Origin of the sequence: Paraburkholderia sp. SARCC-3016 (assembly GCF_031119615.1) — a bacterium.
GTDB lineage: Bacteria > Pseudomonadota > Gammaproteobacteria > Burkholderiales > Burkholderiaceae > Paraburkholderia.
Genome location: NZ_JAVHZD010000042.1, coordinates 1 through 22,927, shown reverse-complemented (window position 1 = coordinate 22,927; position 22,927 = coordinate 1). Strand labels below are relative to the sequence as shown.

Annotated in this window: 17 protein-coding genes and 3 pseudogenes; 4 read left to right on the top strand and 16 right to left on the bottom strand. The window is 58.4% G+C overall.

Annotated features, from left to right (window positions below; all coding sequences use genetic code 11):
• Positions 1-5 precede the first annotated feature (5 nt).
• From QYH69_RS31370 to QYH69_RS36180, 12 genes and pseudogenes are all read right to left on the bottom strand, one after another.
• Complete coding sequence (locus tag QYH69_RS31370) at positions 6-932, bottom strand: tetratricopeptide repeat protein (RefSeq protein WP_308835562.1); 927 nt, start codon at positions 930-932, stop codon at positions 6-8.
• A complete protein-coding gene (locus QYH69_RS31365) occupies positions 929-1,891 on the bottom strand; it encodes a type II secretion system F family protein (protein ID WP_308835561.1) in 963 nt (320 codons plus the stop codon). The genes QYH69_RS31370 and QYH69_RS31365 overlap by 4 nt, the downstream gene beginning before the upstream one ends.
• Complete coding sequence (locus tag QYH69_RS31360; RefSeq protein ID WP_308835560.1) at positions 1,888-2,859, bottom strand: type II secretion system F family protein; 972 nt, start codon at positions 2,857-2,859, stop codon at positions 1,888-1,890. Before QYH69_RS31360 ends, QYH69_RS31365 begins: the two co-directional genes overlap by 4 nt.
• Positions 2,856-4,274 (bottom strand): CpaF family protein, encoded by a 1,419-nt coding sequence (locus tag QYH69_RS31355; protein ID WP_308835559.1) that lies wholly within the window; start codon positions 4,272-4,274, stop codon positions 2,856-2,858. Before QYH69_RS31355 ends, QYH69_RS31360 begins: the two co-directional genes overlap by 4 nt.
• On the bottom strand, positions 4,274-5,491 hold the full coding sequence (locus QYH69_RS31350; protein WP_308835558.1) for an AAA family ATPase: 1,218 nt from the start codon (positions 5,489-5,491) through the stop codon (positions 4,274-4,276). The genes QYH69_RS31355 and QYH69_RS31350 overlap by 1 nt, the downstream gene beginning before the upstream one ends.
• Positions 5,492-5,519: 28 nt before the next feature.
• Positions 5,520-5,810, bottom strand: coding sequence for a CpaD family pilus assembly lipoprotein (locus tag QYH69_RS31345; protein ID WP_308835574.1), 291 nt, complete (start codon positions 5,808-5,810; stop codon positions 5,520-5,522).
• A 96-nt stretch (positions 5,811-5,906) separates the two neighbouring features.
• A complete protein-coding gene (locus QYH69_RS31340; RefSeq protein WP_374992537.1) occupies positions 5,907-7,340 on the bottom strand; it encodes a type II and III secretion system protein family protein in 1,434 nt (477 codons plus the stop codon).
• An 81-nt stretch (positions 7,341-7,421) separates the two neighbouring features.
• Entirely contained in the window at positions 7,422-8,384 is a 963-nt protein-coding gene (gene cpaB, locus QYH69_RS31335) for a Flp pilus assembly protein CpaB (protein WP_308835556.1), read from the bottom strand.
• A gap of 11 nt (positions 8,385-8,395) precedes the next feature.
• A complete protein-coding gene (locus QYH69_RS31330) occupies positions 8,396-8,893 on the bottom strand; it encodes a prepilin peptidase (protein WP_308835555.1) in 498 nt (165 codons plus the stop codon).
• Between the two features lie 74 nt (positions 8,894-8,967).
• On the bottom strand, positions 8,968-9,150 hold the full coding sequence (locus tag QYH69_RS31325) for a Flp family type IVb pilin (protein WP_308835554.1): 183 nt from the start codon (positions 9,148-9,150) through the stop codon (positions 8,968-8,970).
• A 412-nt stretch (positions 9,151-9,562) separates the two neighbouring features.
• Positions 9,563-9,755, bottom strand: a pseudogene (locus tag QYH69_RS36185) (integrase core domain-containing protein); the annotation flags it as partial.
• Between the two features lie 59 nt (positions 9,756-9,814).
• Positions 9,815-9,956 (bottom strand): annotated as a pseudogene (locus tag QYH69_RS36180) (IS3 family transposase); the annotation flags it as partial.
• Positions 9,957-10,296: 340 nt separating this feature from the next.
• Between QYH69_RS36180 and QYH69_RS31315 the strand changes: the two are divergent.
• Together QYH69_RS31315 and QYH69_RS31310 are read left to right on the top strand one after the other, a co-directional pair.
• Entirely contained in the window at positions 10,297-11,319 is a 1,023-nt protein-coding gene (locus tag QYH69_RS31315) for an IS110 family transposase (protein ID WP_308835552.1), read from the top strand.
• A gap of 272 nt (positions 11,320-11,591) precedes the next feature.
• A protein-coding gene (locus QYH69_RS31310) for an IS5 family transposase (RefSeq protein WP_308835551.1) occupies positions 11,592-12,403 on the top strand; the annotation gives its coding sequence in 2 pieces (ribosomal slippage) (positions 11,592-11,940 and positions 11,940-12,403; 813 coding nt in all).
• Between the two features lie 442 nt (positions 12,404-12,845).
• Here the strand turns inward: QYH69_RS31310 and QYH69_RS31305 are convergent.
• The 4 genes from QYH69_RS31305 to QYH69_RS31290 all read right to left on the bottom strand — a co-directional run bounded on the left by QYH69_RS31305 (position 12,846) and on the right by QYH69_RS31290 (position 20,009).
• On the bottom strand, positions 12,846-14,711 hold the full coding sequence (locus tag QYH69_RS31305; protein ID WP_308835550.1) for an EAL domain-containing protein: 1,866 nt from the start codon (positions 14,709-14,711) through the stop codon (positions 12,846-12,848).
• Positions 14,712-14,736: 25 nt separating this feature from the next.
• Positions 14,737-16,527, bottom strand: a complete 1,791-nt coding sequence (locus QYH69_RS31300; protein WP_308835549.1) for a histidine kinase — start codon at positions 16,525-16,527, stop codon at positions 14,737-14,739.
• A gap of 8 nt (positions 16,528-16,535) precedes the next feature.
• Positions 16,536-17,807, bottom strand: coding sequence for an HD domain-containing phosphohydrolase (locus QYH69_RS31295; RefSeq protein ID WP_308835573.1), 1,272 nt, complete (start codon positions 17,805-17,807; stop codon positions 16,536-16,538).
• 117 nt (positions 17,808-17,924) lie between these two features.
• Entirely contained in the window at positions 17,925-20,009 is a 2,085-nt protein-coding gene (locus tag QYH69_RS31290) for an ATP-binding protein (protein ID WP_308835548.1), read from the bottom strand.
• Between the two features lie 533 nt (positions 20,010-20,542).
• Between QYH69_RS31290 and istA the strand changes: the two are divergent.
• A pseudogene (istA, locus tag QYH69_RS31285) lies at positions 20,543-21,994 on the top strand (IS21 family transposase).
• The gene (istB, locus tag QYH69_RS31280) at positions 21,991-22,812 is read left to right on the top strand and encodes an IS21-like element helper ATPase IstB (protein WP_061138844.1); all 822 of its coding nucleotides are present in this window, start codon (positions 21,991-21,993) and stop codon (positions 22,810-22,812) included. The pseudogene istA and the gene istB overlap by 4 nt, the downstream one beginning before the upstream one ends.
• Positions 22,813-22,927 lie beyond the last annotated feature (115 nt).

Below are 22,927 nucleotides of genomic sequence, written 5' to 3'. Positions count from 1 at the left end.
TGTTTTCACCGGACGGTGACGGATGGACTCGTATCCGGTGTAGTACCAGTCGGGGTCGCGCCCGCACCTTTCGCCCCGTTGTTGGCAGGCCGGAACATCTGTTCACGCTGAATCGCATAGAAGCGCAGGTTGTCCTCCACCGATGCCTTGGGCAGATCCTGTCTCAGGATGGCCGCCGCCGCTTCAGTATTCCCAAGCAGGCCATATGCGAGCGCGAGATCCTGGCGTGCCTCAGGCGGTGCGCCAGGAAAGCGCGTCACGTCGAGCAGCACGTTCACGCCCTCGCGCGGATTACCGCCCAACGTCAGCGATAGTCCAAGATTGACGCTCAGCGCCGGATCACCCGGATTGGCCCTGAGCGACTGACGCAATACCTCTTGCGCTGCAACGTGGTCGCCCTTCATGTCGAGCGCCGCACCGAGGCCGGCCGAAGCGAGCGGCGCATCAGGCGTCACGACCAGCACCTTCCGATAGATCGAGATTGCGTCGTCAAAACGGCGCTGATGAATGGCCACGCGCGCCGCGCCGATCGTCGGCGCAATGGCGGCCGCGTCGACCTGCCGCGCCCGCTCGTAGTAGACCGCCGCACGCGTGAAATCGCCGACCGCGTAAAGCGTGTCGCCCAAGCCCGTCAGTCCGGCAACAGAGCGGGGATCAGTGGCCACGACTTTTTCGTAGAGGGTCGTGGCCAGCTCCAGGTTGCCGGAGTCGAGTGCGGTATTCGCAATGCGAAGTTCGCTCATGCTATCGGGCGTGGTGCTGTGTGTGGTCTCACGAAGTTTCGATACGTGATACGTCGTCGTGCATGCACTCATCGCAACAAGCGCTGCGGCACAGCAGCCAATCAGCCCGGCAAGACGTTCTGACGGGGGTATCACGTATTGGTGTACCGGTGACATGAGCGAATCGGATCGCAGCTCAGCATTTTTCATGTTCTTGCAAAGAACTCGAGGACTTGAATAACGGCCGGACCGGCAGCGATGACGACGATAGCCGGCATAATGAACACCATCATCGGCAGGACCATCTTGGGTGCGAGCTTGGCCGCCTTCTCTTCAAGCGAGATTATTTGGGCCAGCCGCTCGGTGCGCGACAGGGTGCGCAACGCCTGAGCGATCGGCGTGCCATATCGCATTGACTGAGTCAGCGCGGAAATCAGAGAATAGACTGAGGGCAAGTCGACGCGTTCAGCGAGTCCGTGCAGCGCACGCGTGCTGTCGCCCGAGAGCTTCAGTTCGTCGGCCGTCAGGGCAAATTCGTCGGAAAGCGGCGCGCAGATGGGCGCCAGCTCGTCCGCGACCCTGCGAACGCTCACCGCCAGGCTGTTCCCGGCGTTGGTGCAGATCACCAGCAGATCGAGTGCGTCGGGCAGGCAGGCGGCCATTGCGCGACGGCGCTGTCCGGCGCGAAATGCCAGTACGTATTCCGGGACGATCATTCCCACAATGAAGACGAACACCATCAGAATGGCGCGGGCGATGGGATATTGGCCGATGAAGGGAAGGTGCGAACCCTGTAAGACAGCCAGCGTCGCACAGACGATGCCAAAAATGAACTTGATGGCAATCAGGATGGGTACAGCACGTTTGCCACGGTAGCCGCTTCGCACCATTTGCTTTCCCAGTGCTGCGCGATACTGCGCGTCGAACAACGGCAGTCGTTCACCTAGCGTCGCAATGCGCTGCGCGAGACGCACGCGCAGCCCGGCATCGTCGTCATCCGTGTTATCCGGTGCAATGTCTGGACGCTGACTCAGTGCCGCTGCGCGCGCGCGTTCGGCGATCCGGCCGCGCGTGCTACCGCGTTTCGCGGCCCACCATAAGGCGAGCGCCCCGAACAAGGCACCGAGCATCACCAGGTTAAGCAGTGTCTGTAAACTGAAATGACTCATCGTGAGGTGTTGAGTTTAGACATCCTGTTGATCACCGCAATGCCGATCACCACCGAGAGCGCTGCGAACGTCAGCAACCTCTGCCCGGCGGGCCGCTCGAACAGCACCATGATGTAAGGGCGATTCATTTCATACAGCATCAGGACGATCACGATGGGGATAGCAGAGAGAATTTTCGTCGTAATCCGCGCTTCCGCGGTAAGCGCCTTCGTTTTCATCCGGATCTCGCTGCGCGAGCGGACAATGGCCGCCAGATTTTCGAGCGTCTCCCCGAGTTGCCCTCCCGTTTCCCGCTGCAACATCAAGCACACGCAAAAGAATGAAAAGTCGGTAATCTCGATTCGTCGCATTGCGGCGGTAAGGACTTCACTAAGGTCGATCCCAAGCTGCAAAGAGTCGCCCATCAGCTGGAATTCGTGGCGCAACGGTTCCGCACATTCCTTGCTCGCCGCGCCGATAACGTGGGTGACGGGCACCCCCGCACGCACCGCGCGCACGATCATGTCGATCAGGTCTGGGAAGCCATTGAGGAAACGTCGGTGGAACCGGGAAACGAGAATACGGTAGGCCTGGGCCGCGGCAACGAGCGGGAGCGCGGATAGCAGAATCGCCCTGACCAAAGCCGGAAGTGGTATGAAACAATTTACCGTGAGAGCTGTGAGTCCCCCTGCGATGGCAGCGCCGATCACGATACGAAGACCGCTCGCCCCGGCCACCGTCCTGAGTCGCGTCAGCCTTGGCGCCAGCCACCGGCTTATCGCGTTGCTTTCGCGTTCGACCTTGAAGAGGGGCGTGTCGCGGCTTCCTGCGACGGGAGCAAGCGTATCATCCTGTGCCGAAAGGGATTGCAGCACGCGCAGTTTGATCCTCGCTGCAGGACGCCTGCTGCGTACATCCTGGACGATGAGTGCCATCAGTCCAAGCAGCAACACGCACGCAAACGACGAAAAGGTCACCAGGTCGATCATGGCTTCATTGCCTCCAGCAGGGCGTCCTCGACGCCGTAATAGACCGCCCGGTCGGAAAACGCAGGTTTGATGGAAGCCGTTTCGAAAACTCCCTTGACCTCTTCGTTATAGGCACTCGCGTCGTAACGAAATGTAAAAAGGTCTTGGGTGAGAACGACGTCGCCTTCCATTCCCACCAACTCGGTAATGCGCGTTACACGCCGCATGCCGTCGCGCATCCGCTCGATCTGCACGATGAGGTGAACGGCGCTCGCAATCTGCCGCCGGATCGACGTGAGCGGCAGGTTGGCGTTCGACATCATCACCATGCTCTCGAGCCGCGTAATCGCGTCACGCGGCGTGTTCGCGTGGATGGTGGTCATCGAGCCGTCATGGCCGGTGTTCATCGCCTGCAGTACGTCAAACGCCTCCGGACCCCGGGTTTCGCCGAGGATGATCCGGTCGGGCCGCATGCGCAACGCGTTCCGTACCAGGTCCCGCTGGGCGACACCGCCGAGCCCCTCCGCATTTTCCGGTCGCGTTTCAAGGCTGACGACATGAGGCTGCTGAAGTTGAAGTTCCGCTGCATCTTCGATCGTAATGATGCGTTCCCTGTCTCCAATGAAGTGGGACAGCGCGTTGAGTAATGTGGTCTTGCCTGAACCCGTGCCGCCTGATACTACGATGTTGAGGCGACAGGTGCTGGCGAGCTTGAGCACGTTGCTCATCTGCACAGACATATTGCCCTGTTGGGCCATACGGTGAAGCGTGATGTTTCGTTTCGAAAACTTGCGGATAGCAATGCAGGCACCGTGAATTGCCAGAGGCGGCAGGATGACGTTGACACGGCTGCCGTCGGCAAGGCGGGCATCCACCATTGGACTGCTTTCGTCGACCCGCCGTCCCACGCTGGCGGCGATGCGCTGAGCCACGCTGACGACGTGTCCGTTGTCCCGAAACTTGTACGGCGTCAGCTCGAGCCGCCCATGACGTTCGATATATACCTGATCGGGACCGTTGACCAACACGTCGGTAACGCTGTCGTCCGCAAGGAGCGGCTCGATAGGACCCACGCCGAACATGTCGTTGAGGAGTTCGCTGACAATCTGGCCTTGCTCCGACATCGTGACATTCAATCGTTCATGAGCCGCAATTTCCTGCACGAGCGCTTCCACCCCTGACCTGACCTGCTCGCGCGTCTTTCCTACAGCAGCCGACGCATTCATCGATGCGAATACGCCGTTGCGGATGATCCGGAACAGTTCCGAGCGCACCAGCGCCTCGTTGCCTTGAGCGGGCGTAGTGCGAGCCGCTAGCTCGGTGTTGGCGATTGTCGCAGTATCAACCAGGTTGGAAGACGACGCGGCTGTCGTGGCGTGAGCCGTCGGCTGCGCTACCGCTACGTCTGGATGAGGGATCTGTTTTTGCCCGAACATCAGCGTCTCCTTATTCCCAGCCTCTCGAGAAGAGGACGCTCGGCATCCCAGCGCTGTCCGGTAAGGTCACTGCCGATACGCACGATCGCCTGCCTGAAATCATTAGCGCTTTTCCAAAAGTGTGCCTCGCCAAGGTTCTCGGCAATTGATACGGCCTTCGCCTCGTACGGAATCTCGAAGAGCACGGGACGTCCTACGGCTGTCACGAAATCCGCCGGTCGCACCTTGCCCGCCGTCGCCGCATTAGGGCTGTTGAGCAGCAGAGAAGCCGTGGGATTGTTGTCACGATCCTCTATGTAGCGCAGCAGGCGCAGGGACTCTCGTACGGAATGCACTGAACGGTCGGCCACGACATAAACACGGGATGTATTGTCAAACGCCTCGCTCGAAAGCGGATGGGCGTGTTTCGAGACGTCGAGGATCACATAATGGAAGTTGTCACGGAGGGCCTCAAGCACGCGTTTAAGCGCGCCGGGCTCGAAAGGGCTGGTTGCGCCATAGTCGAGTTCGGAAGACAGCACGCAAAGCCGGCTGCCCTTCCCGACAAGCGTGCGTTCCAAGTATTGCGGATCGAGCCGGTGCACGTTCTGCAGCAAGTCGATCAGGCCGTTGTTGCAGTGGATATCCAGCATGCTGTTCGCAGCGCCGCCGTGTAGATTGAGATCGACGTAAGCGATGCGTCGATGCGTGTCGTCAGCGAGGTGCAGGGCAAGATTTAGCGCGATCGTCGTGACCCCAACGCCGCCTCGTGATCCAACCAGCGCAATCGTTTTGCCGGCGCGTGTCTGGGCGACAGGGTTGACCTTTTGCTCGCTGACACTCAGCGTCCTGTTGAGCAGTTCGACGGTTAGCGGTTTGACCAGATAGTCACGCACGCCGAGCTTGAGCAGATTGCGGAAGAGTCCGACGTCGTTGCGTTCGCCGATTGCCACAACCTGGACGGACGGCTCGCAGACCTCGGCTAGCCGTCCCAGATCCGATAGCGGCATCGCTGAGCCGTGAAGGTCGATCAGCAGGAACAACGGTGAACGCTGGATCTTTGAGAGATAAGCGATCACGTCATCGATGCTACCGATCGTCACATGCGTATGGGGCATTGCGTGCTCAAGTACATAGCTTTTCAGCACCTGTTCTGTATCGCGATCGCCGACGAAGGCAACGAAGTCGACGGCCCGAACCGCCGTCGTGCCTTTGCGGAAGCTGAAGTCTGTGCTCATGGCGCCTTCGGTGCGTTTCAGCCCGCCGTCAGCGGGCATCACGTGTCGTTGTTTTGTCAAGTGGCGCCACTTGTCCGGCCTGATAACGGTGCACCGCGCTCGCTGCTATCGCGGCGTCGGCCGGGCCAAGGGAATCGGGCTTGACGAGGTCCCGCGGATGGGCGATCTGTGCCGCGAGATTCGTGTAAGTCGCGCAGCCCCACTGCATATCTGGCCGCGCCGTCCCCGCATCGTTCACTACCGATGGACGAGCTAGGCTGGCACATTCGGGCGGCAACGCCGTGTGCCCGTCGAACCGGATAACTGAGGCGTCAGGCATGTTCCTCGGGGGCTGCAGGCAACCACCGATGCCGGCAACAACTGTGCATACCAGAACACACGCGATCAGTCGTGCGGGCATCGTAGATGCTCCTCTTTAATAGATATAACCGGCCGCACCGACGAGGCGCGGTAGCCCGGAAGGCGCAGGAGCGTCGCCCCCGCGGTGTCCAAGGCTATATTCCACATCGCTGCTAGGCGACATGAGCGAATCGAGCGGTGTACGAAGCCTGGCCGGATCGGTTGGCTCAACGAGATATGGCGTCACGATGATGACGAGTTCGGTCTTGTTGTTCAGGTAGTTGGTCGATGAAAACAGCCGACCCAGAATGGGAATCGATCCTAGTCCCGGCACCTGTGAAACGATATCGGTAGTGTTTGTCTGCAACAGACCGCCAATCGCAAAGCTTTGGCCGCTCGCTAGTTCGACCGTCGTGTCGGCGCGGCGCACGCTTAGCCCTGGCACCGTAACGCCGTTAGCGGTAACGCTCGCGGTCGCGTCGATCTGGCTCACTTCCGGGCGTACTTTCAGGCTGATCCGCCGTTCGCTCATAACGGTTGGGGTGAAATCGAGCTTGATACCGAACTGTTTGAAGTCAACCGTGATCGCACCATTGATCTGCGACACAGGAATTGGGAACTCGCCGCCAGCAAGAAAACTGGCGGTCTGCCCCGACATGGCGACGAGATTGGGTTCCGCGAGAACCGTCAGCAACCCTTCCTGATTTAACACGTCAACCAGCAACTGAATATTGGTATTTCCGGTCTTGAACTGACCGAGAAACGAATAGGCGTTGTTATTCGGCAAATTGACGGGAAAAATTGTTCTTCCGTCCGGACCGGTGATCGGCTGGGATAGGTTGAATATCGGACGACCACTAAAGATGCCGCCAACGAAATTTCCGACGCCCGATCCGAGTGCTTGCCAGTTGATCCCCAACTGTTGCGTGACGTTCCGGTCTACCTCGGTGATGCGAACGCGCAACTGCACCTGAAGTGGCCGATCGATCGTGATGCGGTTGACGAGCACTTCCTTTTCAGCGAGATACGGCGAAAGCGTTTGCACAACCGCATCGGCGTCAGCAGCCGACGGCGCTTCGCCGGAGACCTGTAGCGAACCTGGACTGGCGGTCAGTCGGACATGCATATTCGGAAACCGCGCGGCGATCGCATTTCGCAGCGTATCCATGTCGCGACTGACGATCACGGTCCGTTGATAGAGTGTCTTATTGCCGGCGCCGAGCGCATACACTGTCGTCGTACCGGGCTTCTTACCCAGTATGAAGATTGCCTGCGGAGACGGCACGTGAACGTCGGCGATCGCCGGGTCGGCAACGAACACAGCGCTCGCGTTCCCGTTTAGCCGCACGAGGATGCCTTTGCCGGCGTCCACGGCCAGTTCGCCTTGCGAACTGCTTGCCCTGCTCACCTCGGCGGCATCCGTTGCGGGTGGCAGCACCACCGGTGTCTGCGCCGCCTGTGCGTGGACGGCAAGCGCCGTCGACCAACTCATGGAGGCGCACGCCTTCATCCTCAAACTGAAGCCACCTCGACTCGGCTTTGTTGTCATAGCGCTCCATCGTTGCCTGTAGACGCGATACCTCGCCACGCGTCAGCGCTGCGCGGGAAGAGACGGCACTGGGGGTAAGTTGTTACCACTGACGGAGTTGCCCGACTGTGCGACGCTCGATTGCGCGTCGCTTCTATCGGATCCTCTGTATATCGTTACGGCTGGTGGGATCGTCGATGCGGGACTCCCACCCGCGGCTTGCGTCAGTTGAGCGCCACCTGAGCCCGGCAATTCGCGCAGTGCTCGAGAAATGTCGCCGGCCCATACGGGTGGTGGCAACGAGTTCGCAGGTGCAGACGCCGTTGAGTCGCGCGTAGCGGTCGCAAAGCTACGCAATGCAAGCGACAGGCTGCCAAGGCGTGCGGCGACGGTAATCACTTCGCCCGTGTGTGGGGTGACCTCCAGCGTCACGGTGCGAATACGATTATTGACATCTGGCGCATCGCCGCTCTCCGGACGCTGTATCTCTGTGCCGACTGCAAGCACACGCACCCGTTCGACGACGGTTTCGCTCGATACGGCAAGCTCCGGCGAATTGGTTCGCCGGTCCATCAGTTGCGTCAGCAACAGGTCGACGTAGTCGCCAGGCTGGATCAGCCCTGCGTTGCCGGATACTTCGTCGACGGCGACAGACACGGCCCGCATCTCCGGTTTCAGCGTAGCCGCGAGAAATCCCGGAGCGTTCGGCAGAATGACGTCGTCGGCGACAATCACTGTTCCCTTCGCCACTGCGCGACGCAACAGCGCGCCCTTGAGTAGGACGGTATTGGGTGCGCCGTCGATGATCGCGCCTGCGGGAATGCCAATGGCCGGCACAGGTTTCCAGGCGAGGTCCTCATCCCGCAGAAGGAGGCCTTGCGGGAGGTCAACGGCACTGACGCGAACCTTTTCTATCACAGGCGCAGCAGCCGACGGATGAAGCACGCCGGCCACCACGATGCGGACGATAAAAGCGATCAGAGCAGCGAATAAGAAAACCAAAACTATCTTGATCGCGTTTGACATGGATACGGTGCCTATCGCACGGAATACAACGGCATCACGATGAGCGGTACGCCCCCGAGTGCCAGTGCGACGCCATAGGGCACGCCTCGAGCGACCGAGAACATGGCAAGCGTGCGCATCAGTCGCGAGCGGTGCTCCGGAATTATGTGTCGCGTCGCAATACTGATCAGTGAAATGCCAAGCCCGGCGACGCAGATCAGCGTCAGTGCCGGCAAAGCGACGCTCAGGCCGACCCACAAAAAAATGACGGATGCCAGTTTTGCATCGCCTCCCCCCACCAATCCTAGTGCGAACAAGATTGCGCCGACGACAATCGCAAAAATCGCGATTAACAGATGAGAAAGCAAATCGCGTATCGGCATGCCGATGATAAGTGCTTCAATGAAAAACAGTGCGCCGAGAAACCCGATCATGCCGGTCGGGAGTCGACGGTAGCGCACATCAATGACCGCGACTCGGAACAGTATGAGAATCGCGACTAAACGTACTATGGCAGAGAGTATCCACACAATTCACTGTACGCCTAAGTTATAAATATAGAACGCATCATGAAAACCGATGTTTCATCGTCTGCTGACCGTAGCTACGCCTTGTTCTGGGCAGTCGTGACACTTGTGAAAAGATTCGAAAACATCGCGCTGATATTGGTATTGAAAGTCGCGGCCATGGCCCCGAGTGCAATCACGACGATACCCGCGAGAACCGCGTACTCCATGGCGCTCACGCCACGTTCGTCACGGAGGAACATCTTGAGAAAAGTACGCATCTTTAACTCCCGTATCCTGAGTGATGAAAGGGGGTTGGCCGCAACGGAACCGAATAACTTTTCCTAGAAGGGCTGGAGAGTGCAAAAGTACCGCTTGCCTTTCGGTTACCGCTGCGATTCCACTAGCATAGAAAATAAAACAACAAGTATGTGATCAGAGAATGATTCACGTCGATAAAATTACAAATTAACTATAATCATTTTGCATATGGCGCATTGGGCGAGTCCATTCCATCGTACTCACAGGCGACCATATATCGCGGACAGCTGCTGCCCGTCGAGGTCGATTATTTGGCAGTTATCTTACGATTCCATGATATGACAAAAGAGGAAAAAAACAACAAGGAAATTGATTAACGTTGGGCTCAGATGGCAATCCTCCCGCTTTTAACTCGAGACTGAGAAGAGAGTATGCTGCGGACATGAGCCGCTGTTTCGGCGTCAAACCTCCAAGGCGCATATCAGGGCGCTCGTGATTGCATTGTCACATCCATTCGGTCGCGAAGCGCTGCACGTGCACAAGCTCATCGCGGCAGTACTGCGACAGCCATTCATAGCGCACCGTCCTGTTGAATCGCCCCCATGTAGGCGTTCTGCCGCAGTTTGCTTGGCTGAGAATAGTTCAGGATGATGCCTGTGTCATTACCCATGCGTGATCGCACGCCCTCCGTGCCGTTATTGCGCCGTATCAGCATCGGCTTGCCCCGCCAGCCGATGATCTGTTCGAGAGCGCGCATGACACGCGCTGAGGGTAGTGAGAGGTCGATCTCGATGCCCAGCGCTTCCCGGTTGAAATCGTCGATCATGCGGCGGACGCCGCAGCCGCTCGGGGTGCCGGTGTCGGCGGATGCGGCGTGGTCGTTGGGCCTCATGCAAGACCAACTCAAGGCCGTCGCAGTATCCGGCTGTCAATGTTACAAGCCGCTTGCGACGCTTGATGCACAGGTTCAGTTCCAGCTCCCGATAAATCCGGTGTACGCGCGTGCTGGATAGATGGTATGAACGCCGCCCTCTCTCAGCAGGGATCCGTGCGCGGCGCCGATGTGACTTTGGAGAGATGTTGGGATGTCGGGTCCCTCCAGAACCGAACGGCATCTATGTGCCAAAGTGGAAGTGTCACGACCACTTAGGAACGGAGGGACCATCATGAATACTACGACGTTCGGGCTTGACATTGCCAAACGCACTTTCCAAATGTATTGGGTTGAAGCGGGAACCGGAGAGATCATAAATCGGCGGTTTTCGAAGCAACAACTTATAGAATTTCTTGGTCAACGATCTGCCGGGCTTGTGGCATTGGAAGCCTGCGGGAGCGCGCACTGGTGGGCACGCAAGATCGTGGCGCTCGGTCATCAAGTCGTATTGCTGCACGCGAGCTTCATCCGCCCGTTCGTCCAGAATAACAAGACGGATGCGACCGACGCTCGTGCGATCTGCACAGCAGCACAGCAGCCCGGTATGCGTTCGGTAGCACCAAAGTCAGCGGAGCAGCAAGCCACTTTGGCCTTGCATCGCATGCGCTCGCTGATGGTCAAGTCACGTACCATGCAGGTGAACCAGCTACGCGGCCTGTTATACGAATTCGGCGTGACGCTCAAAGCGGGGCGCATTGCCGGCCTGGCCGAAGTCCGCGAGCGGCTCCCGGAAATTGAGCAGGTTGTTCCAGGCACGTTGTTCTGTGCTCTACGTGATCAGCTTCAGTTTATCGATCGTATCGAAGACGAGATCAAGAAACTGGAGAGGCAGATCGTTGCCTGGCAGCGGCAGGAGACGGCATGTCAGCGAATCGCTGCGATTCCGGGTATCGGACCATTGACGGCGACAGCCCTGGTCGCGACGATTGGCGATCCTGCTGCATTTAAATCGGGACGTGAACTTGCCGCATATCTCGGTTTGGTCCCCAGACAAAACGGTACGGGCGGCAAGACTCGATTGGGCGGAATAAGCAAGCGAGGCGACGCCTATAGACGTATGCTGCTCATCCATGGAGCAAGAGCCGTTCTGTTCAAAAGCAGGAGTAAAAACGCCTGGTGCGAACAACTCTCTCTGCGGCGTCCCACGAATGTCGTTGCCGTAGCGCTGGCAAACAAGATGGCGCGAACCGCATGGTCGCTACTCGCCAATCAAAGCGCTTATCGAAAAGATTACGTGGCACGAGAAACCGCGTAGCAAGCGGGAATCAAACAACGTTTCCAGACTGGTTGCGAAGGTCGATAACGGTGTGATGGCGAGACAGGTTGGTCCGCAAGAACGTGAACCTGATTGACGCTGAGCGCTTTGAGCGCGTTAGATAGCAGAGGTCGTTCTTGGCGAATTCCATCAGGGCGCGCAGGCTGGCCTGTAGACGCCGGATATAACAAGCCTTAACAAAATGAAAAAATGGGCTGTTAACCCTGAATGAATCCTGTTAACCTTTTCGTTGTTTCGACGACGAAAAGGCCATGGCGAAACCGATACTCGACGACGACCTGTGGGCACTCATCGAACCGTTGCTGCCCCCTCCGAAACTACGGCGCCACCGTTACCCAGGGCGCAAGCCGCTCGACAATCGAGCAGTGCTCACGGGCATCCTCTTCATCTTGCAGACGGGCCTGCGTTGGGACCTGCTTCCTCGCGAGATGGGCTGCGGCAGCGGCATGAGTTGTTGGCGTCGCTTGCGTGACTGGCAGGAGGCCGGCGTCTGGGACCAGTTGCACGAGATACTCCTTGCACGGTTACGCTCCGCCGACCAAATCGACTGGTCTCGCGTCATTGTCGACTCCTCCTCAATCCGCGCTGTGGGCTCAGGTCAAAAACAGGACCGAATCCCACAGACCGCGCGCGACCCGGTTCAAAGCACCATCTCATCACCGAGGCGCAGGGCATCCCGCTCGCGGTGATACTCACCGGCGCCAACCGCAATGACGTCACTCAACTCCATGCTCTGGTCGGGGCTATCCCGCCCATCAGCGGCAAGCGTGGCAGACCACTATCGAAGCCTCGGGTCGTTCAAGGCGACAGAGGCTACGACCACGACAAATATCGACGTCCACTACATGCAGCCGGCATTGCAACCGAAATCGCTCGACGCGGACAGCCTCATGGGAGCGGACTAGGCAAAACACGCTGGGTCGTAGAGCGGACCATCTCATGGCTGCACAACTTTCGCCGACTGCGCATTCGTTTTGAGCGCCTCGCCTTCATCCACGAGGCCTTCCTGAAAATCGCGTGCTGCATCATATGCTGGAGAAGACTGCGAACGTCATTTTGTTAACGCCTCTAAGCGTGCAACCAAATCCTCGTCGAACTTCTCAACGGTATCACCTTGCAAGCCGGGCGGGGTGCGGTTATACCCAAGCCCTTCATGTTTCGCAGGTAAAGGAAGCACAGCCGAAAGCCCCGGTTAGATGGATGGCCTAAAGTCTTTTTTACAGGCGCCTCGGTGGCGATCTCCGCCTTGTCTGTGACCTTCGACTTCTTCTACTTCCGATCCCGCTTGCTGATTACAGTACCTTCCGCCTCGAAGATGGATTCGAGTGACGTCAGCCGGTCAATGCAGCGCGCTCGCGCAGCACTTTATAAATGTCCCTTACCCCGTGCTTCGTGTGCAGCAGATGGTCGTAAACTGTCGCGATGGATCCGGGCAACAGCGAAACTGCCGGACGATGGTGACGGGCTCAGGGAAATGGTTGGCCAATCTCCGCGAGCAGAAACCTTCACTGGTCAAGTCGCGCAAATCCGCTTAACGCATCCTGAAGCAACGTACGAACGCTTTCGGCGCTCATCGCGCGTCCAAAATGAAATCCCTGCCCGTATTCGCAGCCTTTATCGACGAGTCGCTCGAGTGCCGTCTGGTCCTCGATACCTTCCGCAACCGTCGGCATCCCAAGGCTGTGAGCGAGCCCGAGAATCGCATCAACTATTCTGTCGCTCTCGGTGTTGCTTTGCATGGACTGTACGAACGATTTGTCGATCTTGACCTTGTCGAACCTGAGTTCCCGCAGATGATAGAGACTCGAATAGCCAGTTCCGAAATCGTCGAGCGCGACCCGAATACCGGCGTCTTTCAGTGCATTCAGGACAATTCTGGCTGTCTCGATATCTCCCACTAGCGCCGTCTCGGTGATCTCGATTTCAAGGCGCGAAGCAGGAAAGCCTTCTTCATGCAGGATTGACAGAATCTGTTCCGGGAGCCCGAGATCCTTGAGCTGTCCCGGTGCAATGTTCAGTGAAAGCCTGATCTCATCGTTAGCCCATTGCGTCGCGTCGCGGCAGGCCTGCCCAAGAATCGACGCCGTCAGCTCGGGAATCAATCCCAATTGCTCTGCGACCGGAATAAAGGTGTCCGGAGGTACCGACCCGCGCGTCGGATGGTTCCACCGCGCAAGGATCTCGAACCCGAACAACCGCCGATCCTGCATGTCGATCAGTGGTTGGTAGTGCGGCCGGATTTCCCGGCGGACAATGGCCTCCTTGAGGTCGATTTCCAGCTGCACCTGCGCACGCAATTCCTCGTCCATGCTCTGCTCGAAAAAGCGAAAAGTGCCGCGAGCCTCGCGCTTGGCGCGATACATCGCAATGTCCGCTGCACGCAGCAACGTTTCCGCATCGAGCCCGTCCGCAGGGCAACGTGCAATTCCTATGCTCGCGCCGATCTCGATCATGCTGCCCTCGACGTTGATCGGCTGCCGGATCGCCCCGAGCAGCCGCGCTGCAAGCAGCATTGCGCCATCAGCGTGCGCATGCGTATCTGCTGCTGCGACGATTGCAAACTCGTCGCCACCAAGGCGCGCTACCGTGTCACTTTTGCGAATCGCATCTGTCAACCGCCGTGCAACTTCGCAGAGCACAACATCCCCTGCAGCATGGCCGCGCAGGTCGTTGACCGGCTTGAATCGGTCGAGATCAATGACAAGCACCAGATACACACCGGCCCCACTTTTCGCACGCGCGATCGCTTCGTCGAGTTCACCAGCGAATACACGACGGTTATATAAGCCCGTCAGAGGATCATGCCGCGCGAGTCGGTTAGCCTCTTCCGTACGAGCCGCGACCTGCCCCTCAAGATCGGCGTTAAACCTGCGTAGTTCCTCGTTCTGCATGAGCGTGAGTTCGGTCAATCGCGCGGTTTCCTTGCGTAGGCGTCGTTGCTCAAGTGCCTGCGCGACCGTCATCACAAGATCCTGATCGTCCCACGGTTTGTTCAGGTACCGATACACACCGCCTTCGTTGACCGCCTTGACAACCGCGTCGATTTCCGAGTACCCGGTTAGCAGGATGCGCATAGTCTCGGGATAAAGCGCCTGCGCGCGCGCCAGAAAATCGGCACCGTTCATCTGCGGCATGCGCATGTCCGACACGATCAGATCGACCGCATGGCTGGCAAGTATCTCCAATCCCTCTTCTCCGCTTTGCGCGGTAAGCACCTCATAGCGTGAGTTTCTCAGCAGCCGTTTGAGGGAGGATAGAATACCTGGCTCATCGTCAACCAGCAAAACTGTGGGCGCCGCGTGCACGCCGCCGACGATATTCACGGTATCCACCGCGCTGCTGCTTACCTGGTTTTTTGCGCATTCATTCATATGCCCCCCTTCCATTGCGATGTGGCTATCGCGCCGTACCTAAGGATACCGGCTCAACGATGTCTTCCGGCATGTCGTCCTTCACTCGACGTTGCCGGATCGGCACCCGGACGGTAAATGTGCTCCCACAACCTGGTTCGCTCTGAATGCCTATCGTCCCATGATGTCGCTCGATGATGCCGTGCGAAACGGAAAGCCCGAGCCCGGTGCCCTGACCGACTGCCCTCGTCGTAAAAAAAGGATCAAAAGCCTTGCGTATTACATCGGGTTGCATACCGATGCCGGTATCCGATATCGCCACGGCCACCATGTCATCCTCACAAACGGTACAGATCGTGATCACACCTCGCCCCTCGATTGCCTGCGCAGCATTCATCAGAAGGCTCACGAATACCTGGTTCATCTGTGAAGGCACGCATTCGATTAGTGGCAGGTCCCCATACTTCTTCACGATTTCCGCCTTGTACCTGATCTCGTTCTGAACAATATTGAGCGTGCTATCAAGTCCTGCGTGCAAATCCGCAAGACTCCATGAATCGTCACCTGGACGCGAAAAGTCACGAAGATCCTGCACGATGCGCCGGACCCTTTGTGCGCCATCGATGGATTCGTCGATTACTGTCATCACTTCACCGCAGATGTAGTCGAGTTCCGTTGTCTTGCGCGCTGCCTGAAGCGCAGCGCGGGTGTGAGATTCGAGCTGATACACAGCCGCCTCGTACGCGGCAATGTGTGTAAGCAGGCGCTGCACCCAGTCTCTCAGCGTATTGAGATTCGCGCTGACGAAAGCGAGCGGATTGTTGATTTCATGCGCGACGCCTGCGGCCAGCTGACCAATCGACGCGAGGTGTTCCGACTGAAATAGCTGGACGTGCGTTTGTTCGAGCTCGGTCAGCAGACGGCGCTGCTCGTCCTTCTCCTGCTCGAGGCGAATCTGAGCTGCCTTACGATCATCGATTTCTCGCGCCATTTGCTCGCGCGTGCGTTGCAGCGTCCTCATCGACTGCTGATACCGATCTAGCGCACTTTCAAGATCGGCCGTGCGCTGTCGGACCTTTTCCTCGAGCGTATCGGCCATGCCGCGCAGAAACGTTGTGCGCGCATCGAAGCGCGACAGCATTAACGTCACGAGGAGAATCGCCAGCGTAAATAACGTGACTGTAGTGGCGAGCCATTGGGTATCGATGCCACTAGCTGCGCGGCATATGGACCCGGGGAGGAAATCCGCTGCCGCCATACCGGTGTAGTGCATGCCGGTGATCGCAAGACCCATGACCAGCGCCGCTCCCGCACGCCTTGCGGCCACATGTCTTTTGTCTTGCATGCTCAGGGTATGAGCTAGCCACAGCGCAGCAGTTGATGCGCAGAACGCAATCGTGAACGATGCAACCAGGAGAGTCGGATCGTACCGTATCGATGGCTCCATCATCATCGCGGCCATACCCGCGTAATGCATGCCGGCAATGCCAGTACCCATCAACGTGCCGCCAAGCAATAGACGAACCAATGACAGACGTTGTCGCGTGACAACGCTTAATCCGAAGTAAGAGGCGAAGATCGCGATAAGAAGTGAGGCACCGGTCGTTGCCAGGTCATATCCAAGCGGAATCGGCAGTGAAAAGGCGAGCATGCCTACGAAATGCATCGACCATATTCCTGTCCCCATCGCCGTCGCGCCTCCCGCGAGCCATGCACGCCTGAGCTTCGGTTTGTCCAGAAGCGATATGAACGCGGACAGATCGAGGGCCGCATAGCTGGCCAGAGTCGCAATCACTAGCGAGAGCAGGACGAGCGACAGGTTATAGGTGCCTTGCATATCCCTCCCTACGCCTCGACATGAAAGCCTGGCGCACGGGTACGGTCTGATGGCGCACTACGTTCAGTGTGAATGACGAAGGAAAAAGGACTGTTTTCGCTGAGCTCGTAACGACGGATAAGCTCGATGTGGTGTGCGGACATCACGCTGTCCCGTGTCATCAGAAGCACGCCACGGTTTGTGCGCAGATCATCGGCCAGACGCATGCCCTCAACAAGTTCCGTAGAAGCAACCTCGCGCGTTGACCGCACGGATTCGAAAGCGGCGGGGTTTTTCATCAGCGTGACGAAATGCCCGACCACTTGTGGATCATCGCGGATTGCCGACTGCCCGTTGATTACACCGATTGCCTGCTCTCTGGAAAGCCGCTGCCTGGCAATATCACCGTGAGACAAACCCTCGAAATCACGGGCTACCGCAAGGATGCGCGACCCTAACGGAATGTCCGCGCCGGACAACGCGTCCGGAGTACCGCGGCCGTTGTAACGCTCGTATTGATGCAGGATGATTGATGCGACAGCGTGGAGCTGCTGAATGGGAGTCGACACCATTTGCGCCCGGGAAGGATGCCGGTGAAACAGCCTGCTCTCGTCCGGGGACATCTGGTCGAGCGATTTGCGCAATAGCTCGTCTGGTAGTGAAAGCTTGCCGATTCCGTGTAAAAGCCCGGCAAAGTAAGTGTCCTGAACCTCCACTTCGCTCAAGCCGCACGTGACGGCCAGTTGTCGCACCATCTCTCCCACGCGCGCGGACTGGCCTCCAGGTGCCCGACAGCGCAGTTCGACCATGTTCGCGCAGATTTGCATCATGGATGCAAAGCTACGCTTCAGGGCGGTTTGCGCCTCTTCCAGAAACATGACGGTCCGGCGGGTGAGTTCAATCAGCCGCTCGGTTTCCTTGCGCAGCCGTCGTTGCTCAAGCGCCTGTGCAACCGTCAACAGCAGATCCTGATCATCCCACGGTTTGTTCAGGTACCGGTAGATCTCGCCTTCGTTGACCGTCCGCACTACCGCCTCGATTTCCGCATATCCGGTCAGGAGAATGCGCATGGTATCGGGATACATCAACTGCACCCGCGCGAGCAGGTCTGCGCCACTCATCCGCGGCATGCGCATGTCCGATATGATCAGGTCGACCGGTCGAGCCGCAAGTGTCTCGAGTGCCTCTTCTCCGCTAAGCGCGGTGAGCACCTCATGGCTTTGGCTCCTGAGCAACCGTTTGAGCGAAGACAAAACACCCGATTCATCGTCGACCAGCAACACAATGGAGGGGGGCGCCATGGCAGGTGTGGATTCCTGGACCTGCGAGCCGGTGACGTTCGCCGCAGCTCCTGTCTCGCTCATGAAATCTCCAAAGGTGGTGTCTACGACGTTGAGGAAGGCGCTGACCGTGGTTGGCTACACGTCAGCGCCCGCTGTCTCTGCGTGGCGCGTGGCACTACGGCTAACCGGCAAGCTGACGCGAAACGTCGTGCCTTTACTTACCTCGCTGCGGACGTCAATGGTGCCGCCGTGTCTTGCCACAATCCCGTAAGCCAGAGACAGGCCGAGGCCGGTGCCCTGGCCAACCGGTTTGGTCGTGAAGAATGGGTCGAAGATGCGCGGGAGATGATCCGGGGAAATGCCCTTTCCGGTATCAGCTATTTCGATCCAGACATTGCCGTCCGCGGTACCCGTGCGCAGCGTGATTGTGCCGCGCGACTCGATTGCCTGTGCAGCGTTAACCAGCAGGTTCATGAACACCTGATTGAGTTGTGTCGCCACGCATTCCACCTGGGGCAGTTCGCCGTATTCCTTGACCACGTCTGCCTTGTACTTCAGTTCGTTCCAGACGATATTCAGTGTGCTATCGAGGCCTTTATGCAAATCGGCTAGCTGGGGATCGGTGTCGTTCCGATGCGAGAATTCCTTAAGGTCCCGGACGATTGCCTGTACCCGACTGACGCCTTCGGCGGTTTCGCGGATCAGCGTTCCGATGTCGTCCTGCACGTACTGCAGATCGGCGGCGTCCCGGGCTGCAGCGATCTGCTCCAGTATCGAAGGCTCGCCACATAGTAATGGCTCCGCGCATTCATATGCGTGGATGACCTGCAGCAGTCCCGCTACCTGCGTGGACAGTGAACCAAGATTCGACTTGATAAAGCCGACGGGATTGTTAATTTCGTGTGCCACGCCCGCCGCGAGCTGACCGAGCGACGCCATTTTTTCGGACTGCAGCAATTGCCCCTGCGTCTGCTCGAGCGTTCGATTGAGTTCCTGGAGTTCGCGGTAACGCTGCATCAGTTCGTCCTGTGACCGTTTGCGCTCGCTGATGTCCTGGAACGCGACGACCGCAACAAGTGGGGAGTCTGCATCCTGCACTAGCGTACGCGTGTATTCAACCGGGAAACTGGTGCCGTCCTTGCGCCGGAATCGTTGCCTCTGAGTGACGTCGCGACCGTCGTGGATCGTCCTGACGGACTGCTGGGCTGAGTCGCTAACGCGCTCGGCGACTTCGAAGAGATCGCGTGAACGGCACCCCATCAGCTCAGCCATGGACCAACCAAGCATCTTTTCCATTGCGGGATTGACAAATACGATGCGTCCCTCGGTATCCTCTCCGAATACGCCCTCGTCGAGCGCGTTCAGAATCATTTCATACCGGCGGCGCAGGAGCTCCAGCGATTCGCGCCCGGCCTTGATAATCTGCAACGTCCGGTTCAACGAGTCGACCATTCGGCCAATTTCATCCTGTGAGGTTGCCTTGATTCTCACGTCAAGTTCTCCTCCTGCCACTTCTGCCAATGCCCGGTTGATTGCATCAATGTTGCGATCAAGATGGGTAATTACCCAGAACAGGAAAAACCCCACGCATGGAACGGTCAACAGGACAGCAAGGATACTGACCAGAACAACACGGCTCGACAGAACAGCGCCGCCACGCGAGAGCTCCCTGGCCTCTTCCTGCTCGATATCGTTCAGTCTGTCCAAGGGTGCGGCAAATGCTGCACGGTTTTCGTGCAATTTATTCTCAAGCTGGTCGGTGATCGCCGAATTTGGATTTGCTTGCTGATAGGCGTGAGCCAACTCCTCAAACAGGCGTCGAGACGATGCAAGCTGATCATCGATAACGCGGGTGACTGCAAGCTCTTCCTGCGTCACCGGGTAGTTCGACTGCGTATTGCGAAATTCCGCCCATGCGCCGCCAATGCGTTTTACATGCTCAATGAGCTTCGCTTGTGCGTCCGGCACCGACCGTTCACCGGTCCGCGTCTGTTCCATTTCGAGTTCGATATCGCGAATCGCATCGCTCACCTCTTGCAACGCATTCGACGGCACCATTACCTGTTCGTACAGGTCCGAGATTGATCGACTGCTTTCCCGCGCGATAAGAATATTGAGTAGTGCCATCCCCAATATCGCGAAAAGCGATACTGCCCCGCACAGATATAATTTACTTCGTATCGTGAGGTGGTTCACAAATGTCTCCCAGTCGCGCACCATCCATCTATACGAAAACGGCAGTAATGCCAAACGAATGGGATCCCAGCGCGAAACGTCATCGACTGGAGCCTGCCACCCATGTTCGCGGGGCGGAAGCGTCGAATACCTCGATTAGCGCATTGCCGGGACCGATGTTCCAGCATGATAGTAATTCTTGATGCAAATGCCCAATTATTGTTAAGTCACTCTGACCAACCAGGAACATCACAATGTTAATAACGCGGCAATCGGACCTGGAACAGCCCCCTGAAAGTCCGGACACGGTCTCCCACTTACAATAGCGGGTAGGGTGCGACACGAAGCACGAGGCTCCGCAGTTTGAGCGCAGTGCATGTGGACCGCGACAATCATGTTGGCCGGTGTAGCGGCGAAGGTTTTGGCCGGTGGGGAGGAGTCGCAGGCGGCGTAGCCGCCGGAGACTTCTCCCCACCGGCGGCGCCGAGTCGGCCGGGCTCTACGATGGCTGATCGAATAAAAAAGCGATCAGCTACATGTCTGGAACCCGCATTACCGACCAACAGGTTCGCCTCTACATGTCCAAACGCAAACATCACTCTCAGGAGATCGCCGCCGCCAAGGCTGGCATCAGTGTGCGCAGCGCGCGCCGCATAGAACGAGACGCCTTACTGCCATCCCAGAAACCTCGTCGTTACTGGCGTTCCCGTCCCGATCCCTTCGCTGACGTCTGGGATACTGAAGTCGTTCCGATGCTCGCGAACGCGCCGCAACTTTAGGCGGTCACGATCCTGCGCAAGTTGCAGGACGATCATCCCGGCGAGTATCCGGACAGCACACGCCGCACACTCGAGCGCCGCGTGCGGCACTGGCGGGCGACGTCCGGCCCACCGAAGGAAGTCTTCTTCCCGCAGTTGCATGAGCCCGGCGCACGCGGCCTGTCCGACTTTACCGACATGGCCGAACTGCGAGTGACGATCGCTGGCGTGCCATTCGAACACCGGCTGTACCACTTCGTGCTCGCGTTCTCGCGCTGGGAATACGCCAATGTCGTTGAAGGTGGCGAGAGCTTCGAAGCACTGTCCATGGGATTGCAGAATGCACTGTGGCAGGCCGGGGGATGTCCGCGCGAGCATCGCACCGACAGTCTGTCGGCGGCGTTCAGAAACCTCGCGGATGAAGACGACTTCACGGTGCGCTATGCGGCGCTGCTCGAGCACTATGGCATGACCGGGACACGCAACAATCGCGGCCTCGGTCACGAGAACGGTAGCGTTGAGTCATCGCATCGCTATCTGAAGGAAGCCGTCGACCAGGCGTTGATGTTGCGCGGTCACCGGGACTTCGTCGATCGTGCGGTCTACGATGAGTTTCTGCGCGAGGTCGTCATGCGTCGCAACCGGCGCAACGCAGCAGCGTTCCGCCTTGAGCGCGAACAGCTCATGTATCTGCCGTTAAGGCGCACCACCGACTTCGTCGAGGAAGAAGCGCGCGTTACACGCTGCAGCACCTTCACCGTACGCGGCATTCTGTACAGCGCGCCGTCGCGCCTGATCGGGCATCGCCTGAAGGTGCGCGTGTATGGTGACAGGCTTGACTGCTATCTGTCGGGCGCGCTGGTGCATAGCACCTCGCGCGGCTCGCGTGCCGGCGACAACCGCCGCGCGCTGGATTACCGACACTTTATTGAGAGCCTCAAACGCAAGCCGCAGGCCTTCAAGGGGCTTGCGTTTCGAGACGAGCTGTTTCCGCGTGAGGCGTATCGCCGGACGTGGGAACAGCTGGAGGCAAGACTGACGCAACGCGAGGCGTGCAAAGTCATCGTTGCATTGCTTGAACTCGCCGCGCTCGATGGCGTCGAGGCCGTGCTGGCCGCGCGCCTCAACGCGTTGCTGGTTGACGGCAAGCTGCCTGATCTGAAGGCTCTGCGCGAGGAGTTCGCGCCGCGTCACGCCGATTGCCCAGTCGTCAATGTCGAGATGCCACCCGCAAGCAGCTATGACGACCTGCTCGGTAAGGAGGTCGCATGAGCACGCCCGCTTACGATGCCGGCCGTCTTGCCTTGATGCTCAATGAACTGCGCCTGCCGACCATCGCCCGCCTGTGGCCCGAGTTTGCGGAGCGCTCCGACAAGGAAGGCTGGCAGGCCACGCGGCTGATCGGCGCATTGCTCGAACACGAACTGGCCGAGCGGGCCAAACGGCGCATCGAACGACACCGTGCCGAGTCGCATCTGGACCCGACCAAGACGCTTGCGACCTTCGACTTCAGCATGGTGCCGATGGTTTCAAAGGCACACGTCATGGCGCTCGCGACCGGCGATTCGTGGCTTGAGAAAGGCGCCACGGCGCTCCTGTTCGGCCCGCCCGGAGCCGGCAAAAGTCATCTAGGTTCGGCCATCGGACACGCGTTGATTGACGCCGGCTACCGGGTGCTGTTCACGCGTACCAGCGAGCTCGTGCAGAAGCTGCAGGCTGCGCGTCAGAGCCTGCAGTTGCCCTCAGCTCTTGCCAAGCTCGACCGCTTCGACCTGATCATCCTGGACGATCTGTCATATGCCCGGAAGGATCAGGCCGAAACCAGCGTGCTGTTCGAGCTCATTGCCGAAAGATACGAGCGCCGTAGCCTCCTGATCACCGCCAACCAGCCGTTCTCGGGCTGGAATGACGTGTTTCCTGATCCCGGCATGACCGTCGCTGCAATCGACCGGCTTGTCCATCATTCGACGATCTTCGAGATGAATGTCGAAAGCTACCGTCGTCGCACCGCCAGCGACAAACAGAACAGCAGGCGCCGACAATCATCCGGCGACAATCAACAACAAGGAGCGACAACCATGACCGGGTAACTACCGACAATCATCCCGGTCGACCGGCCAAGATGGTTTGAGGTTGACCCGCTTCAACGGCCAGATTTGCAGTTGAGATCAGTACGATATTGATCCTCCGTTAAGCGTTGAGTCG